This window comes from Cellulomonas avistercoris (assembly GCF_014836445.1).
Lineage (GTDB): Bacteria > Actinomycetota > Actinomycetes > Actinomycetales > Cellulomonadaceae > Cellulomonas > Cellulomonas avistercoris.
In genome coordinates this window covers 1-16,381 of sequence record NZ_JACSQV010000027.1, presented here as the reverse complement: position 1 = coordinate 16,381, position 16,381 = coordinate 1, and the positions used below count along the sequence as shown (strand labels likewise).

Sequence of the window (16,381 nt, the reverse complement as noted above, 5' to 3'; positions counted from 1 at the left end):
GGGGGGGGGCGGCCCCCCGCCCCGGGGGGGGGGGGCGGCGGCCCGCGGCCGCCCGCCCGGGGCGACTGGGAGCAGCGCGCGACGTCCTTGCAGATCGCGGGCCTGACACCGTTGTCGACGGTCGACTGGCCGGGCAAGCTGGTCGCCACCGCGTTCCTGCAGGGCTGCCCGTGGCGGTGCACGTACTGCCACAACAGCGCGATCCTCGACGTCCGGCTGCCGGGCGTCGTGCCGTGGACGCACGTGACGGACCTGCTGCGCCGGCGGCGCGGGCTGCTCGACGGCCTCGTGCTGTCGGGCGGCGAGCCGACGCGGCAGGGCGGGATCGTCGCGGCCGCGCGCGAGGTCAAGGAGGCCGGCTTCCTCGTCGGGCTGCACACCGCGGGCGCCTACCCCGCGCGGCTGCCCGACCTGCTGCCGTACGTCGACTGGGTCGGCCTGGACATCAAGGCCCCGGCGCACCTGTACCGCGCGATCACCCGCGCGGGCGGGGAGACGACGACCGCCGACAAGGCGTTCGAGTCCCTGCGCCTCGTCCTCGACAGCGGCGTCGACGTGCAGGTCCGCACGACGGTCGACCCCACCGTGCTCACCGACGCCGACGTCGCGGACCTCGGCGCTGCGCTGGCCGACCTGGGCGTGCGCGACCACGTGCTGCAGCAGGTCCGCCCCGACGGCGCGACCGACGAGTACGCGCAGGCGCTCGCGCGCGTCCCCCGCGAGCGCCTGCACCGGGGGTGAGGCTCACCGCGCGGTCAGCGGGCACCCGCCCGCCCGTGCACCCGGGCGGGCGCGGGCGCCCCGTCAGCCCTGCGGCATCAGGACGTACACGACCGACGGCTCGCCGGCCGGCGTCTGCGACGCGACGGCACGCACCGACCACCCCGGCAGCGCGACCGTGGAGTCCTGAGCGAGCGCGTCGTACGGCGGCGACAGGGTCGACCGCTGGGAGGTCGCGGTGTCGGCGCCGTCCCGCGCGGCCTCGGCGAGCAGCCGGGTCGCCACGAGGGCGCGGTCCTGGCCCGGGCTGACGACCTCCGCGGCCCACCCGGCACCGTGCCGGTGCGCGGTGACCAGGCGCCCGTCGATCAGCGGCACCTCGTCGGGAAAGCCGTCGGGCAGGTGGTGCCGCGTCGGGTCGTCCTGCGCGATCTCGAGGTCCCACGGGCCGGCGGCACCACGCGCGGTGCCGACCGCGTCGACCGTGGTCGCGTAGACCTGGTAGGTGCCGGGTGACAGCTGCCCGGAGCCGTCGCACGCCGCGAACCCCAGCGAGGTGTTCTGCGCGACGCGCACCTCTCCGGTCGACGTGACCGCGGGCTGCCACCAGCGGTCCCGGGTGTCCTCCAGCGGGTACACCTCCGGCTGGTCCTCCGTCGACGCGACGGGGTCGCCCAGCTGCGTGCGCAGCACCTCGCCCGTGGTGGTCGGCGTCAGGGACATGAGCTCCTGCGCCGCGCCCACCACGACGCCGTCCTCGGTGAGCACGAGCCGCAGGCGCGTCGCGCCCACCCCGGCCTCGGGGATCTGCGAGATGCTCACGACGAGGTCCGCGGACCTGCCCTGCCACGTGCCCAGGTCCTGCCCGGCGGCCGCGGTGTCGATCCGCGGGGTGCTCATGCCCTGGTACCCCAGCTCGACGCCGAGCTCGTCCTTGGGCCCCGACGGGATCCGCGACACCGCGGAACGGCACGCCCCCGGGTCCGCGTCCGGGTCCCCGGCGGGCGTGACGTCCCGCGTGAGCTGCGGCACGACGAGCGCGACGGCGCCCGCGACGCTCGCCGCCACCGCGGCGGTCCCCGCAGCGCGAGCCGCGCGGCGGCGGCGGACGCGTGCGGCGAGCCGGTGCACCGTCAGGACGGTCGCGGACGTGTCGGGGTCGCCGAACCGGCTCGTGTCCGCGGCCGCGTCGGCGAGGTCGTGCAGCGCGAGATCCAGGCGTGTGCTCATCGTGACCTCCGGACCGTGACGAGGACCTCGTCGGTGTGGTGCGCGGGCGTGTCGTCGGCTCCGGAGAGGTTGCCGAGGTGGGACTCGAGCGTGCGGGTGGCGTCCGAGAGATACCGCTTGACGGTGCCGACGGACAGGGACAGGGCGTCGGCGACCTGCGCCACGGTCATGTCCTCGAAGTGGCGCAGGACGATGCACGCGCGCTCGCGGGGCGGCAGCAGGGCGAGCGCCTGCTGCACCGCGAGGCGCGTGGTCACCACCGACTCGGGGCCCGCGTGCGGGCCGTCGGGCGGGCTCGGCTCGGGGACGGCCGTCAGGTGCCGGATCGTGGCCCAGTGGCGCCGTCGGCGGAACCCGTCGACGTAGGTCGTGAGGATGGCCCGTCGCACGTAGGCCTCGGCGGAGGCGACCTCGCGCGTGCCGCGCCCGCGCGTGAACGTCCGCACCAGGGCGTCCTGCACGAGGTCCTCCGCCTCGCGCGAGTCGCCCGTGAGCAGGTAGGCGTAGCCGACGAGCGCACGGCCGCGCGTGCGGACGAGCTCGTCCAGCGCGTCCTGCCAGGTGGTCACGGTGCTCCTGTCGTGAGACGGTCGGGCACCGCGCACAGGGCTGCCCTCACTGCATGGTGACGGATGACGGCCCGAAAAGGTTGGGTCGCACGCACCGGTCCGCGTGGAGGAGCAACGGCACGCGCGTCGGGATGCTTGAATGCAGGCGACGCCACGGTACGCGGGGAGGCACGTCCATGGAGGTGCAGGTGACGACCGAGGACGTCGGCGCGCGCACGGTCGTGCACGTCTCGGGCGAGATCGACGTCGCCTCCGCCGACCGGTTGCGCGAGCGCATCGCGGTGCTCCTCGCCGACGGCCGCACCGACCTGGTCGTCGACCTCACGGCCGTGACCTTCATGGACTCCACGGGCCTGGGGCTGCTGGTCGGCACGCTCAAGCGCGTGCGGATCGCCGGTGGCCGTCTCGAGCTCGTGGTCGACTCGGAGCGTCTGCTCAAGGTCTTCCGCATCACGGGCCTCACGCAGGTCTTCACCATCCACGGCAGCCTGGACTCCGCGCTCGCGTCCTGAGCGCGCGGTCGTCGACGACCGCGTGCTGACGGTGTGCGACCTGCGTCACACCCCCCGCTAGACTCACCCGGTCCGACGGCAACGGGGCCGGGCGGTGGGGTTGCGTTCAGGGGGAGCGCGCCGGTGTGTCGAGGAGGATGCATGCAGCTCGGTGCCACGAGCATCACGATCGTCACGGCGATCGCCGTGATCGGACTGGCGGCCCTCGTGGTCGCCGCCGTGCTCCGCCGCCAGGTGCTGGCGGCCGGTGAGGGCACGGCCTCGATGCAGGAGATCGCCCGCGCGGTGCAGGAGGGCGCGTCCGCCTTCCTCAGCCGGCAGTTCCGCACGCTCGCGGTGTTCGCCGCGGTGGTGTGCGCCCTGCTCTTCCTGCTGCCGGGGGACAGCGGGATCAAGATCGGGCGCTCCGTGTTCTTCCTCGTCGGCGCCGGCTTCTCGGCCGCCATCGGGTTCCTCGGGATGTGGCTCGCCACGCGTGCGAACCTGCGCGTCGCGGCGGCCGCCTCGGGGCCGGAGGGCCGCGCGGAGGGTGCACGGATCGCGTTCCGCACCGGCGGTGTGGTCGGCATGGCCGTGGTGGGCCTCGGGCTCGTCGGCGCGTCGCTCGTCGTGCTCCTCTACCGGGGCGAGGCGCCCGCGGTGCTCGAGGGCTTCGGCTTCGGCGCTGCGCTGCTCGCGATGTTCATGCGCGTGGGCGGCGGCATCTTCACCAAGGCCGCCGACGTGGGCGCGGACCTGGTCGGCAAGGTCGAGCAGGGCATCCCCGAGGACGACCCGCGCAACCCCGCCACGATCGCCGACAACGTCGGCGACAACGTCGGTGACTGCGCCGGGATGGCCGCGGACCTGTTCGAGTCGTACGCGGTCATGCTGGTCGCGGCCCTCATCCTCGGCCGCGCGGCGTTCGGCGAGGAGGGCATGGTGTTCCCGCTGATCGTCACCGCGGTGGGTGCGCTCGTCGCGGCCCTCGGTGTCGCGATCACGCGGGTGCGCGGTGCCGAGAGCGGGCTCGCGGCGATCAACCGCGGCTTCTACGTCTCGGCGCTCGTGGGCGTGCTGCTCGCGTCGGCCGCGGCGTACGTGTACCTCCCGGGGACGTTCGCCGAGCTGCCCGGCGGCACGACCGGCCTCGAGGGCCACGCGGGTGACCCGCGGCTCGTCGCGTCGCTCGCCGTGCTCATCGGCGTGGTCCTCGCGGGCGTCATCCTGTGGGTCACCGGCTACTTCACCGGCACCACCAGCAAGCCGACGCTGCACGTGGCACGCACGACGCTGACGGGCCCCGCCACGGTCGTGCTGTCGGGCATCGGCGTGGGTTTCGAGTCCGCGGTGTACACGACCGGCATCATCGCGGCCGCGATCTGCGGCGTGTTCCTGCTGGCCGGCGGCTCGGTGCCGCTCGCGCTGTTCCTCATCGCGCTGGCGGGCTGCGGCCTGCTGACGACCGTCGGCGTCATCGTCGCGATGGACACGTTCGGCCCGGTCAGCGACAACGCGCAGGGCATCGCGGAGATGTCGGGCGACGTGACCCCCGAGGGCGCGCAGATCCTCACGGACCTCGACGCCGTCGGCAACACCACCAAGGCCGTCACCAAGGGCATCGCGATCGCGACGGCCGTGCTCGCGGCGACCGCGCTGTTCGGCTCCTACGCGGACGCGGTCCGCACGGCGCTCGAGGACATCTCCGGCGGCCTCGGCGGGGACCTCGTGGAGGCGATGATGTCGTACGACATCATCAACCCGATCACGCTCGTGGGCGTGATCCTGGGCGGCGCGACGGTCTTCCTCTTCTCCGGCCTGGCCATCGACGCGGTGACGCGGGCCGCGGGTGCGATCGTCTTCGAGGTGCGTCGCCAGTTCCGCGACAACCCCGGGATCATGACGGGCGAGGTGCGGCCCGAGTACGCCCGGGTCGTCGACATGTGCACGCGCGACTCGCTGCGCGAGCTGGCGACCCCCGGGCTGCTGGCCGCGTTCGCGCCGATCGCCGTCGGCTTCGGCCTGGGCGTCGGACCCCTCGCGGGGTTCCTGGCCGGGACCATCGCCACGGGCGTGCTCATGGCCGTGTTCCTGTCGAACTCCGGCGGCACCTGGGACAACGCGAAGAAGATCATCGAGGACGGCAGCTACGGCGGCAAGGGCTCGCCCGCCCACGCGGCCGCCGTCATCGGTGACACGGTCGGCGACCCGTTCAAGGACACCGCGGGCCCGGCGATCAACCCGCTCATCAAGGTGATGAACCTCGTGTCCGTGCTGATCGCCCCGGCGATCGTCGCGGTGTCCGTCGGCGAGGACGCGAACCACACGCTGCGCCTGACCATCGCGCTCGTCGCGACGGCCATCGCGTTCGGCGCGGTCATCGCCTCCCGGCTGCGCGCCGCGAAGGTCGACCGCGAGGGACGTCTCGAGCACGAGGCGCAGCTCGTCGGCTGACGCCCCGCACGTCCGCCCCGCCCTCCCGTCGCCGTCGGACGGGAGGGCGGGGCGCTGTTCAGCGGCGGAGCGTGTAGGTCATCGTCACGGGGTCGCTGCTCTCGTCGGCCTGCAGCGACGTCACCAGGGTCAGCGTGCTCGCGCTGCACGTCGCGGTCGACGCCGTGGGCGGCAGCGCCTCGATGGCGTCGTCGGCGGACCCCTCGGGGACGTCCAGCTCCTCGCCGTCGAGCGTGCCGGTGGTCGTGACGTCGAGGCCCGACGAGTCGATGTCGGAGATCGTCAGCTGGTCGCCCGCCAGCGTCCACCGGCCGGTGAGGTCGCCCGTGGACCGCGACGTCGACGTGAGCTCGGAGCCGTCGGCCGACATGGTCATGGCCGAGCTCGAGTCGACGTCGGCGGTGAACGTGCCGCCGTCCGCGAACTCGTACGTGGCGGTGCCGTCGACCGTGACCTCCACCGCGCCCTGGTCGTCGTCGGCTGCCTCGAACGTCTCGCGCAGGTCGTCCTGCATCGCGGCCAGGTCCAGCCGCCACGTGCCCAGCAGGCACTCCTGCGTGACGCCGCCCGCGACAGGTTCGTCGTCGGCCGGGTCGCTCGTCGCGGTGGCCGACGGGGGCGACGTGGTGCCCGCCGTGGCCTCGTCGCGACCTGCGTCGGCGTCGCCGGTGCAGGCGCTCAGCAGGAGCACGGCCACGGCGCTCGCGGCCAGTGCGGTGTGACGTCGTCGCACGGGTGGTCCCTCTCGTCGCGCGCGCAGGCGCAGCCGTCGCTCGATTCGCGACCAACGTACGGCACCCGCGGCGGCGCCGCGGGGGCGGGCGGAACCGTCCGCGCGGGCGTCCCGCGCCATCCGCGACGCGTCCACGGCGTGTGCGGTGGTGCCACCGGCCCGGGGGGTCGGTACGCTCGCGCAGCCCGAGGACGGACGGAGGCCACCGTGGACGCACGCGACGTGGGGACCCTGCGGGTGATGACCTACAACCTGCGGGGCCTGCGCGACGAGCTCGACGCGCTCGTCGACGTCGTGCGCAGCGTGCGGCCCGACGTGCTGGCGGTCCAGGAACCTCCCCGGGGGGCGGCCGGGAGGGCGCGGCTGCGGGCCTTCGCCGCCCGGACCGGGCTGCGCGTCGCCGTCGGCGGCGGCGGTGCGCGGACGACCGCCCTGCTCGTCGCGCCCTACCGCAGCGTGCACGACGCGGCCGGCCTGCGGCTGCCCTGGCGCGTCGGGCGCACGCGCCGCGGCGTCGCGACCGCCCGGGTCGACGGCGTCCGCGTCGTGGTCGTGCACCTCGGGCTGCGTGCCGCCGAGCGCGGCCGGCACGTCGACCTGGTGGTCCGCCGCCTGCTGCGCGGCACCGACGGACCGGTCGTCGTGGCGGGCGACCTCAACGAGCGCCCCGGCGGGCCGTCCTGGTCCGTCCTGGCCGGGGCCGCGGGAGGCCTGCAGGACGCGGCGGTCGTCGCGGGGGCGGACCGGCCGACCTACCCGGCGGACGTCCCTCGCGTGCGCATCGACGTGGTCCTGGTCGACCCGCGCCTGCCCGTGCTGGACGCGTGGGTGCTCGACGACGCCGCCGTGGGCGTGGCCAGCGACCACCGCCCGCTGGTCGTCGACCTGCACCTGCCGGCCTGAGCGCGCCCCGTCGGGCCGTCGCCCGCCTGGGACGATGGCGGTGTGACCGCCACCCCTGACGCCCCCGTCGTCGTCCCCGCACTCGTCGACGCGCTGCGCGCCGACCTCACCGCCGCCGACTTCACGGTCGAGCACGTCGACGAGCTCCTCGGGCCCGTCGCGGCCGGCGCCCTGACCCGCGGCGAGGTGCTGCCGGCGCTGCGGGCGACGGCCTCCGGCACCCCGTCCGGGTCGGCCCCGGCCGCGGCGCTGACGCGCGCGTTCCTGCTCGGCGTGCCCGTGCCTGCCGCAGCACTGCAGGCCGCGCTCCCGTCCGTCGGCGTCGAGGGCGCCCGGCGCCTCGGGCTGGTGGACGTCGCGGGCCAGGGCCCTGACGACGAGGTCGTGGCCCGCGTCGACCTGCGCCCCTACGCCGCGAGCGACGGCGCGGGGGACGCCGCCTGGTGGATCGCGTCGGACCTGGGCGAGCTGGCGACCGGCGGGCCGCTGCGCACGGACCACGTGCTCGGCGTCGGCGGTGCGTCGCTGACGCTCGCGCAGGCGACGGTCCGGGACCCGCGCCGTCGCGTGCTGGACCTGGGCACGGGGTGCGGCGTGCAGGCGCTGCACGCGAGCCGGCACGCCGCGCACGTCGTCGCGACGGATCTCTCCGCCCGTGCCCTGGCGTTCGCGCGCTTCACGACCGCGCTGGCCGGGCTGGGGGACGACCGCGTCGAGCTGCGTGCCGGGTCGATGCTCGAGCCGGTCGCCGGTGACACGTTCGACCTCGTCGTCTCCAACCCGCCGTTCGTCATCACCCCGCGCCGCGGCGACGTGCCCGCGTACGACTACCGCGACGGCGGCCGGGCCGGTGACGACCTCGTGCGCGACCTGGTCACCGGCGTCGGGAGCGTCCTGGCGCCCGGCGGCGTCGCGCAGCTGCTCGCCAACTGGGAGGTCCGCGACGGCGAGGAGTGGCACGAGCGCATCGGCGCGTGGGTCGACGCGTCGGGCCTCGACGCGTGGGTCGTGCTGCGCGACGAGCAGGACCCCGCGCAGTACGCCGAGACGTGGATCCGTGACGGCGGCACGACGCCGGCCGACCGCAGCACGTGGACGGCGCGGTACGGCGCGTGGCTCGACGACCTGGCGTCCCGGGACGTGGCGTCCGTCGGGTTCGGCGTCGTCACGCTGCGTCGTCCGGTCGCGGGGCCGCCCACCCTGCGCCGGCTGGAGTCGCAGACGGGACCGGTGCGGCAGCCGCTCGGGCCCGTGATCTCCGCCGCGCTCGCCGCGCACGACGGGGTCACCGGCCTGTCGGTCGAGGCTCTCGCGGGCCTGCGGCTCACCGTCGCCCCCGACGTCACCGAGGAGCGCTACCTGCAGCCCGGTGCCGTCGACCCGCGCGTCGTGCTGCTGCGCCAGGGCAGGGGCTTCGGACGCACGGTGCAGGCGGGCACGGCGCTCGCCGCGTTCGTCGGTGCGTGCGACGGCGAGCTGACCGCCGGGCAGATCGTCGGCGCGCTGGGCGCGCTGCTGGACGTCCCGGCGTCCGACGTGGCCGCCGACGTGCTGCCCACGGTCCGCGGTCTGCTCACCGACGGCCTCCTGACGATCGCCTGAGCGCGAGAGAGCAACCCGGTCGCTCACCCCCGAGCGTGAGAGTGCAATCCAGTCGCGTACCCCCCGAGGGCCATCCAGTCGCGCACCACCGAGCGCCCGGTCGATCCGCCTTGGCAGTCGGGACCCCACGTGTCGAGTGCTGGATTGCTCTCTCGCCGGGGGAGGGGGTGACTGGATTGCTCTCTCGCGGGGGGGGGTGGGGGTGGGGGTGACTGGATTGCACTCTCGCGGGGTGGGGGGTGACGTCCGGGCGTCCGCGGGCGCCAGTACGCTCGTCACGGCCGCGCGCGCGGCACCGGACCGCAGCGACGGAGGCACGATGGGCACGCAGGACACGGGGGCACGGCCCGCGGTGGCGGTGCTCGGCGGAGGGGTCATGGGCGGCACGCTCGTGGCGGCCCTGCGCACGGGCGGCTGGCCGGGGGACCGCGTGACGGTCGCCGACCAGGACACCGGACGGGCCGAGGCGCTCGCGCGGGAGCACGACGTGCGCACGGCCGGCAACCGGGACGCCGTGGCGAGCGCCGACGTCGTCCTGCTGGCCGTCAAGCCGGACGTCGTGCCGGCCGCGCTCGCGGAGGTCGCGCCCGTGCTGCGCGCCGGGGCGCTCGTGGTGAGCGTCGCGGCAGGGGTCCCGCTGCGCACCTACGAGGACGCGCTGCCCGCGGGCACGCCCGTCGTGCGGGTCATGCCGAACACGCCGGCCCTGGTGGGCAAGGGCGCGAGCGCGATCGCACCGGGCCGCGCCGCCGGTGAGGAGCACCTCGCGCTGGTCGAGCGCATGCTCGCGGCGACGGGCCTGGTCGAGCGGGTCGCCGAGAAGCACCTGGACGCGGTGACGGCCCTGTCCGGGTCCGGTCCCGCGTACGTGTTCTACGTCATCGACGCGCTGGCCGAGGCGGGCGTGCTGCTCGGCCTGCCGCGGGACCTGGCCTCGCGGCTCGCCGTCGCGACCGTCGAGGGCTCGGCCGCGATGGTCGCGCGGACGGGCGACCACCCCGCGGTCCTGCGCGAGCGGGTCTCCTCGCCCGGCGGGACCACGGTCGCGGGCGTCGCCGCCCTCGACGCGCACGCGGTGCGCGCGGGCCTGGTCGCGGGGGTGCGGGCCGCCGCCGAGCGCTCGCGCGAGCTCGGCGCCGGCTGACCCCGTGACCGTGGACCCTCGCCCCACGGCTGCCGGCCGCCCGGCCGCGACGCGGCGCTCGCGCGACGGCCGCCCCCCGGCGATGAACGACGTGGCCGCGCTCGCGGGCGTCAGCCACCAGACGGTCTCCCGGGTGCTCAACGAGCACCCGAGCGTGCGCCCCACGACGCGCGAGCGCGTGCTCGAGGCGATCGCGACGCTCGGGTACCGGCCCAACCTCGCGGCCCGGGCGCTGGTCACGCGCCGCACCGGCACGCTCGGCGTCATCACGCCGGCCACGGCGCTGTTCGGGCCAACGAGCACGCTCGTCGCGTTCGAGCAGGCGGCGCGCGACGCGGGGTTCTACGTGTCGGTCGCGACGCTGCGCGCGTTCAGCGGCGAGGAGGTCGTCGCCGCGGTCGAGCACTTCCTCGCGCAGGGCGTCGACGGCGTCGTCGTGGTGGCGCCGCGCAGCGGGACGGTCGACGCCGTGAGCGGCGTGCACGTGCCCGTCCCGGCTGTGCTCGTCTCGTCGGGCCGCGCGGGTGTGGACCTGCCGACCGTGTCGGTCGACCAGGTGGCGGGCGGGCGCCTGGCGACCGAGCACCTGCTGGCGTCGGGGCGCACCTCGGTGCTCCACGTCGCCGGGCCGCAGGAGTGGTACGACGCGCGCGACCGGCTCCGGGGGTGGCAGGACGCGCTCGACGCGGCCGGGGCCACGGGCGAGGCGCACCGTGCGGGCGGGTGGTCCGCGGCCGACGGCTACGCCGCGGGGCTCGAGCTGGTGCGCACGGGGCTGCCGGAGGCGGTGTTCGCCGCCAACGACCAGCTGGCGCTCGGGCTGCTCGCGGCGCTCGGGCAGGCCGGCGTGCGCGTGCCGCAGGACGTCGCGGTCGTGGGGTTCGACGACGAGCCCGGCACGGCCTTCTACGCGCCGCCGCTGACGACGGTGCGGCAGGGGTTCGACGAGCTGGGCCGGCGGGCGGTGCAGGCCGTCGTCGACGCGCTGACCGGCGGGGAGCCGACGCAGCAGTCGATCGCGCCGGAGCTCGTGGTGCGCCGGTCGTCGGCGCCGGTGGAGGGCACCGGTGCGCAGGGCGGTGGGGCGTGACCCGGAGGTTGGCTTCTCCGCCATGTGATCGTTAACATCGACCGACGCCGCGTCGCTCCGACCCGGCCGTGAGCACGACCCCGGGCGACGAGGCCCGGAGAGGGAGCAGCACGCGATGGCGCAGCACCACGACGACGCGGACGCCCGCCGCGAGGCCGCACGCGAGACGGTCGCGCAGGGCCGGGCGGTCCTGGGGATCGAGCTCGGCTCCACGCGCATCAAGGCGGTCCTCGTCGGCGAGGACCACGTGCCGCTCGCCTCCGGCGGCCACGCGTGGGAGAACCAGTACGTCGACCGGACGTGGACCTACCCGCTCGACGCGGTGTGGGACGGGCTGCGCGCCGCGGTGGCGGACCTGCTGGCCGACACCGAGCGGCGCTACGGCGTGCGTCCCACGTCCGTCGCCGCCCTGGGCGTGTCGGCGATGATGCACGGCTACCTCGCCTTCGACGCCGACGACGAGCTGCTCGTGCCGTTCCGCACGTGGCGCAACACGTCCACCGGTGCGGCCGCGGCCGAGCTGACCGAGCTGCTGGGGTACAACATCCCGCTGCGCTGGTCCGTCGCGCACCTGCACCAGGCCGTCCTCGACGCCGAGCCGCACGTGCCCGACCTGCGGTTCGTGACGACCCTCGCCGGGTACGTGCACTGGCGCCTGACGGGTCGCAAGGTCATCGGCGTGGGCGACGCGTCCGGCATGTTCCCGGTCGACCCCGTGACCCGCGACTACGACGCCGACCTGCTCGCGCGCTTCGACGCGCACACCGCGGGCCGCCTGCCGGTCGCACGGCTCGTCGACCTGCTGCCCGAGGTGCTCGTCGCGGGCCAGGACGCCGGCCGCCTCACCGAGGAGGGCGCCGCGCTGCTCGACCCGAGCGGGACCCTGCGCGCCGGCGCGCCCCTGTGCCCGCCCGAGGGCGACGCCGGCACCGGCATGGTCGCGACCGCGTCCGTCGCGCCCCGCACCGCCAACACCAGCGTCGGCACCAGCATCTTCGCGATGGTCGTGCTCGAGAAGCCGCTCGCGCAGGTGCACCACGAGATCGACCTCGTCACGACGCCCGCGGGCGACCTGGTGGCGATGGTGCACTGCAACAACGGCGCGAGCGAGCTCGGGGAGTGGGCGGGGGTCTTCGGCCGCTTCGCGACCGCGCTCGGGTCCGACGCGGGCGCCGACGAGGTGTTCGGCGTCCTGCTGCGCGAGGCGCTCGAGGGCGACGCCGATGGCGGCGGGCTGCTCGCGTACAACTACCTGTCGGGAGAGCCGATCACGGGGCTCGACGAGGGCCGTCCCCTGATCGTCCGCACGCCGGACAGCCGCCTCACGCTCGGCAACTTCGTGCGCACCCAGGTGTACGCGGCGTTCGGCACGCTGAGCCTGGGCCTGCGGATCCTCGCCGCCGAGGGCGTCGAGGTCGACACGATGTTCGCGCACGGCGGGCTGTTCCGGACCGCGGGCGTCGCGCAGCGGCTGCTCGCCGCGGCCGTCGACACGCCCGTCGCGGTGGGTCGCACGGCCGGCGAGGGCGGCGCGTGGGGCATCGCGGTGCTCGCCGCGTACGTCGCGAGCGGCGCGACGCAGGACCTGGGCACGTACCTGTCGACGCGCGTGTTCGCCGACGCCGAGATCGACGTCGTCGAGCCCGACCCGGCCGACGTCACCGGCTACGCCGCGTGGCTCGAGCGCTACGCCGCCGGCCTGGCCGTGGAGCGCGCCGCGACCGAGGCGCTCTGAGCGCCGGCACCACCCGGACGCGCGCACCCGCGCGCGTCCCGCCGGCGCCCGACGCCGGTCCCGACCGCCCGCACGACGCGGGCCCCGAAGCTGGAGGTGCGGATGACCGCCCTGGACGAGTACGCCCCCGAGGTGCGCGACGCGGTCGCGCGCGCGCGTGAGCAGGTCAGCCGGCTGCACGCCGAGCTGCCCCGGTGGGGCCTGGTGGTGTGGACGGCGGGCAACGTGTCGCAGCGCGTCGTCGTCGACCCCGCCGGCCCGAGCGAGCGCGACCTGCTCGTCATCAAGCCGTCGGGCGTGACCTACGACGAGCTGACGCCCGAGGCGATGGTCGTGTGCGACCTCGAGGGCAACCTCGTCGAGGGCACGCGCGCCCCGTCGTCCGACACGGCCGCGCACGCCTACGTCTACAGCCACCTGCCCCACGTCGGCGGCGTCGTCCACACGCACTCGACGTACGCGACCGCGTGGGCGGCCCGGGCCGAGCCCGTGCCGTGCGTGCTGACGATGATGGCCGACGAGTTCGGCGGGGACATCCCCGTCGGGCCGTTCGCGCTCATCGGCGACGACTCGATCGGCCGCGGCATCGTCGAGACGCTGCGGGACTCGCGCAGCCCGGCGGTCCTCATGCGCAACCACGGCCCGTTCACGATCGGCAAGGACGCCAAGGCCGCCGTGAAGGCCGCGGTCATGGTCGAGGAGGTCGCGCGGACCGTCCACATCAGCCGGCAGCTCGGCGAGCCGCTGCCCATCGCGCAGTCCGACGTCGACTCGCTGTACGCCCGCTACCAGAACGTCTACGGCCAGCACTGATGCTGAGCCACGAGGGAGAACGACGATGAGCAAGGCCTACCCCGACCAGGAGATCTGGTTCCTCACCGGCTCGCAGGACCTCTACGGCGAGGAGACGCTGCAGCAGGTCGCCGCGCAGTCCCGCGAGGTCGCTGCGGCGCTCGACGCGTCGGGCGACGTCCCGGCGAAGGTCGTCTGGAAGCCGGTCCTCAAGGACTCGGACTCCATCCGCCGTGCGGTGCTGGACGCCAACTCCGACGACCGCGTGCTGGGCGTCATCACGTGGATGCACACCTTCAGCCCGGCGAAGATGTGGATCACGGGCCTGGACCTGCTGCGCAAGCCGCTGCTGCACCTGCACACGCAGGCCAACGTCGAGCTGCCGTGGGACACGATCGACTTCGACTTCATGAACCTCAACCAGGCCGCGCACGGCGACCGCGAGTACGCGTACATCGCGACGCGCCTGGGCCTGGCGCGCACCACGGTCTCGGGCCACGTGTCGAACCCGGCCGTCACCGCGCGCATCGGCACGTGGGTGCGCGCGTCGGCCGGCTGGCAGGCCGCGCAGGACCTCAACCTCGTGCGCTTCGGTGACAACATGCGCAACGTCGCCGTCACCGAGGGCGACAAGACCGAGGCCGAGATCCGCCTGGGCGTGTCCGTCAACACGTGGGCCGTCAACGACCTGGTCGCCGCGGTCGCGGCGGTCGACGACGCGAGCGTCGACGCCCTGGTGGCCGAGTACGAGGACCTGTACGACGTGGTCCCCGAGCTGCGCCGCGGCGGCGACCGCCACGAGTCGCTGCGCTACGCCGCCCGCCAGGAGATCGCGATCGAGGGCTTCCTCGTCGAGCGTGACGCCAAGGCCTTCACGACGAACTTCGAGGACCTGGGCGAGCTGCGCCAGCTGCCCGGCCTGGCCGTGCAGCGGCTCATGGCCAAGGGCTACGGGTTCGGGGCCGAGGGCGACTGGAAGACGGCCGTGCTGGTGCGCGTCGCCAAGGTGATGGGCGCCGGGCTGCCCGGCGGCGCGTCGCTCATGGAGGACTACACGTACGACCTGACGCCGGGTGCGGAGAAGATCCTGGGCGCGCACATGCTCGAGATCTGCCCGACGCTCACGACGTCGAGGCCCCGCGTGGAGATCCACCCGCTGGGCATCGGCGGCAAGGAGGACCCGGTCCGCATGGTGTTCGACACCGACGCGGGCCCTGCCGTCGTGGTGTCGCTCGCCGACATGCGCGAGCGGTTCCGCCTGACGGCCAACGTCGTCGACGTGGTCCCGCCGACGGCCGACCTGCCGCACCTGCCCGTCGCGCGCGCCGTGTGGGAGCCCCGCCCGGACTTCACGACGTCGTCCGAGTGCTGGCTCACCGCCGGGGGAGCGCACCACACCGTCCTGACGACGGCCGTGGGCATCGAGGCGTGGGAGATCTTCGCCGAGCTCGCGCGCACCGAGCTGCTCGTCATCGACGAGGCGACGACGCGTCGCGGGTTCGCCGACCAGGTGCGGTGGAACCAGGTGTACTACCGGGTCGCGCAGGGCTTCTGACGCCCGGTCGACGGCGGGTCTCCGGCGGTCGCCGGGCACCCGCCGTCGTCGCGTGTGGGGCCGTGGTCGGGCCGCCGTGGGCCGCCGTCGTGTCAGTCCGTGGCCAGGTCGGCGACGCTGACGACGTTGTCCTCGTCGCCCGTGACGGAGAGCGTCCGTCGCACGCGCTCTGGGCACGGCGCATCGTCGAACGTCACCGTGGCGGCCTGCCGGTCGATCTCCGCGTCGAAGCAGGCGGCCGCGACGACCTGGGACTTCAATGGACCGTCAGCCGCGCCGAGCGCCGTGCCGCGCCAGGTCGGTCGGCCGTCGGGTGCGCCGGTCGGCTCCCACGTCCCGTCGAACCGGTCGGCCACCTCCGTGGTGACCAGGGCCGCGAATTCCTCGTCGGACAGCGGGCCGGCGTCCTCCATGACGTCCTCCAGGACGACACGGAGGTAGCGGACGCTCTCGAGCGCTGCGCCGCGGGCCTCGCCTGCGCGGTCGCGCCCGGGAGCGCACCCCGCGGTCGTCCCCGCCAGAGCGAGGACGACCGCCAGGGTGGCGGTCCACCGACGGTGTCTCACGGCGCGGGCGGATTGAGCGTGAGGTCCATCGCCCACGCGTAGTCGAGGTAGCCCTCGGCCTTGGGGTGGAAGGACTGCTGCGACCCGATGACGAGCATGTCGCCGTCCGTGGGGGTCAGCACGCCCGCGTGGATGTGCTCCGGCGACCCGCAGATGCCCTTGCCCTCGAAGGCGGGGCGCGGGTCGGTGAACGTGACGTAGTTCGTGCCGGCACGTGCGTTGGCGTCCGCGGCGGCGCGGGAGAGCCGCTCGGCGAGGACGCGAGCGAGGTCGTTCATCCAGCCGACCTCGCCCTCGCTCAGCGTGAGCTGCGTGATGACCTCGCACCTCCCCGAGAAGAGCTTGGGGTACCCCATGAGCAGGACGCGCGCGTTCGGCGCCTCGCCGTGGATCTCCTCGAGCAGGTCGGTCACGTCGGGGCCGACCGTCTGGTTGATCGTGCGCTCGACGCGCTGAGCGTACGTCGTCCCGTCGTCGGCTGTGCGAGTGTGGCACTCGGCGGTGATGGCGCACGAGATGATCACGCCCTGGAAGCCCGCGTCGTTGCCGCCGATCGACATCGTGGCGAGGGTGGTGTTCTCGTCGAGGAACCCCCGCGCGATCTGCGGGCGCTCACCGAAACGTCGTGCCCCGCCCTGGCCCTTGACGTTCGAGACGAACGCGCCTGAGCACGCGAGCAGGTGGTAGTCGAGCGTCGGGTCGAGGCTGTCGGCCCGCTGCCGAGATCTGCCCGACGCTCACGACGTCGAGGCCCCGCGTGGAGATCCACCCGCTGGGCATCGGCGGCAAGGAGGACC

Annotated in this window: 14 protein-coding genes and 2 pseudogenes; 11 read left to right on the top strand and 5 right to left on the bottom strand. The window is 75.0% G+C overall.

Annotation, left to right across the window (positions count from 1 at the left end; translation table 11 throughout):
- Window positions 1-87: 87 nt before the first annotated feature.
- Window positions 88-741 carry an anaerobic ribonucleoside-triphosphate reductase activating protein gene (locus tag H9657_RS18670; protein WP_191784946.1) on the top strand — a complete coding sequence of 218 codons (654 nt, stop codon included), beginning with the start codon at window positions 88-90 and terminating at the stop codon, window positions 739-741.
- Window positions 742-804: 63 nt separating this feature from the next.
- Here H9657_RS18670 and H9657_RS18665 read toward each other — a convergent pair whose 3' ends face one another.
- Together H9657_RS18665 and H9657_RS18660 are read right to left on the bottom strand one after the other, a co-directional pair.
- The gene (locus H9657_RS18665) at window positions 805-1,950 is read right to left on the bottom strand and encodes a hypothetical protein (RefSeq protein WP_191784945.1); all 1,146 of its coding nucleotides are present in this window, start codon (window positions 1,948-1,950) and stop codon (window positions 805-807) included.
- The gene (locus H9657_RS18660; protein ID WP_191784944.1) at window positions 1,947-2,519 is read right to left on the bottom strand and encodes a SigE family RNA polymerase sigma factor; all 573 of its coding nucleotides are present in this window, start codon (window positions 2,517-2,519) and stop codon (window positions 1,947-1,949) included. The genes H9657_RS18665 and H9657_RS18660 overlap by 4 nt, the downstream gene beginning before the upstream one ends.
- A 188-nt stretch (window positions 2,520-2,707) precedes the next feature.
- On the opposite strand from H9657_RS18660, the gene H9657_RS18655 reads away from it, so the two are divergent.
- Together H9657_RS18655 and H9657_RS18650 are read left to right on the top strand one after the other, a co-directional pair.
- Window positions 2,708-3,031 (top strand): STAS domain-containing protein, encoded by a 324-nt coding sequence (locus H9657_RS18655; protein ID WP_449727642.1) that lies wholly within the window; start codon window positions 2,708-2,710, stop codon window positions 3,029-3,031.
- Window positions 3,032-3,172: 141 nt separating this feature from the next.
- On the top strand, window positions 3,173-5,464 hold the full coding sequence (locus tag H9657_RS18650; RefSeq protein WP_191784942.1) for a sodium-translocating pyrophosphatase: 2,292 nt from the start codon (window positions 3,173-3,175) through the stop codon (window positions 5,462-5,464).
- Between the two features lie 58 nt (window positions 5,465-5,522).
- Here H9657_RS18650 and H9657_RS18645 read toward each other — a convergent pair whose 3' ends face one another.
- Window positions 5,523-6,197, bottom strand: a complete 675-nt coding sequence (locus H9657_RS18645; RefSeq protein ID WP_191784941.1) for a lipocalin family protein — start codon at window positions 6,195-6,197, stop codon at window positions 5,523-5,525.
- A 207-nt stretch (window positions 6,198-6,404) separates the two neighbouring features.
- Between H9657_RS18645 and H9657_RS18640 the strand changes: the two genes are divergently transcribed.
- The 7 genes from H9657_RS18640 (at window position 6,405) to araA (ending at window position 15,018) form a co-directional block, all read left to right on the top strand.
- A complete protein-coding gene (locus H9657_RS18640) occupies window positions 6,405-7,100 on the top strand; it encodes an endonuclease/exonuclease/phosphatase family protein (RefSeq protein WP_191784940.1) in 696 nt (231 codons plus the stop codon).
- Between the two features lie 42 nt (window positions 7,101-7,142).
- The gene (locus H9657_RS18635) at window positions 7,143-8,702 is read left to right on the top strand and encodes a DUF7059 domain-containing protein (protein WP_191784939.1); all 1,560 of its coding nucleotides are present in this window, start codon (window positions 7,143-7,145) and stop codon (window positions 8,700-8,702) included.
- Between the two features lie 319 nt (window positions 8,703-9,021).
- On the top strand, window positions 9,022-9,846 hold the full coding sequence (gene proC, locus H9657_RS18630) for a pyrroline-5-carboxylate reductase (protein WP_191784938.1): 825 nt from the start codon (window positions 9,022-9,024) through the stop codon (window positions 9,844-9,846).
- Between the two features lie 4 nt (window positions 9,847-9,850).
- Window positions 9,851-10,936, top strand: a complete 1,086-nt coding sequence (locus tag H9657_RS18625; protein WP_318241606.1) for a LacI family DNA-binding transcriptional regulator — start codon at window positions 9,851-9,853, stop codon at window positions 10,934-10,936.
- Window positions 10,937-11,051: 115 nt separating this feature from the next.
- Window positions 11,052-12,671 (top strand): xylulokinase, encoded by a 1,620-nt coding sequence (locus H9657_RS18620; protein ID WP_191784937.1) that lies wholly within the window; start codon window positions 11,052-11,054, stop codon window positions 12,669-12,671.
- Between the two features lie 102 nt (window positions 12,672-12,773).
- On the top strand, window positions 12,774-13,484 hold the full coding sequence (locus tag H9657_RS18615; protein WP_191784936.1) for an L-ribulose-5-phosphate 4-epimerase: 711 nt from the start codon (window positions 12,774-12,776) through the stop codon (window positions 13,482-13,484).
- Window positions 13,485-13,509: 25 nt separating this feature from the next.
- On the top strand, window positions 13,510-15,018 hold the full coding sequence (araA, locus tag H9657_RS18610; protein WP_191784935.1) for an L-arabinose isomerase: 1,509 nt from the start codon (window positions 13,510-13,512) through the stop codon (window positions 15,016-15,018).
- Window positions 15,019-15,110: 92 nt separating this feature from the next.
- Here the strand turns inward: araA and H9657_RS18605 are convergent, their stop codons facing one another.
- Complete coding sequence (locus H9657_RS18605; RefSeq protein ID WP_191784934.1) at window positions 15,111-15,584, bottom strand: hypothetical protein; 474 nt, start codon at window positions 15,582-15,584, stop codon at window positions 15,111-15,113.
- A pseudogene (locus H9657_RS18600) lies at window positions 15,581-16,279 on the bottom strand (SGNH/GDSL hydrolase family protein); the annotation flags it as partial. The pseudogene H9657_RS18600 and the gene H9657_RS18605, both read right to left, overlap by 4 nt.
- 26 nt (window positions 16,280-16,305) lie before the next feature.
- Here H9657_RS18600 and H9657_RS19810 point away from each other — a divergent pair.
- Window positions 16,306-16,381, top strand: a pseudogene (locus H9657_RS19810) (hypothetical protein); the annotation flags it as partial.

Bases quoted from the DNA above. Each gene is read 5' to 3' on its own strand.
- H9657_RS18665 (WP_191784945.1), bottom strand. From the start codon at position 1,950: ATGAGCACACGCCTGGATCTCGCGCTGCACGACCTCGCCGACGCGGCC.
- H9657_RS18650 (WP_191784942.1), top strand. From the start codon at position 3,173: ATGCAGCTCGGTGCCACGAGCATCACGATCGTCACGGCGATCGCCGTG.
- proC (WP_191784938.1), top strand. From the start codon at position 9,022: ATGGGCACGCAGGACACGGGGGCACGGCCCGCGGTGGCGGTGCTCGGC.
- H9657_RS18620 (WP_191784937.1), top strand. From the start codon at position 11,052: ATGGCGCAGCACCACGACGACGCGGACGCCCGCCGCGAGGCCGCACGC.
- H9657_RS18615 (WP_191784936.1), top strand. From the start codon at position 12,774: ATGACCGCCCTGGACGAGTACGCCCCCGAGGTGCGCGACGCGGTCGCG.
- araA (WP_191784935.1), top strand. From the start codon at position 13,510: ATGAGCAAGGCCTACCCCGACCAGGAGATCTGGTTCCTCACCGGCTCG.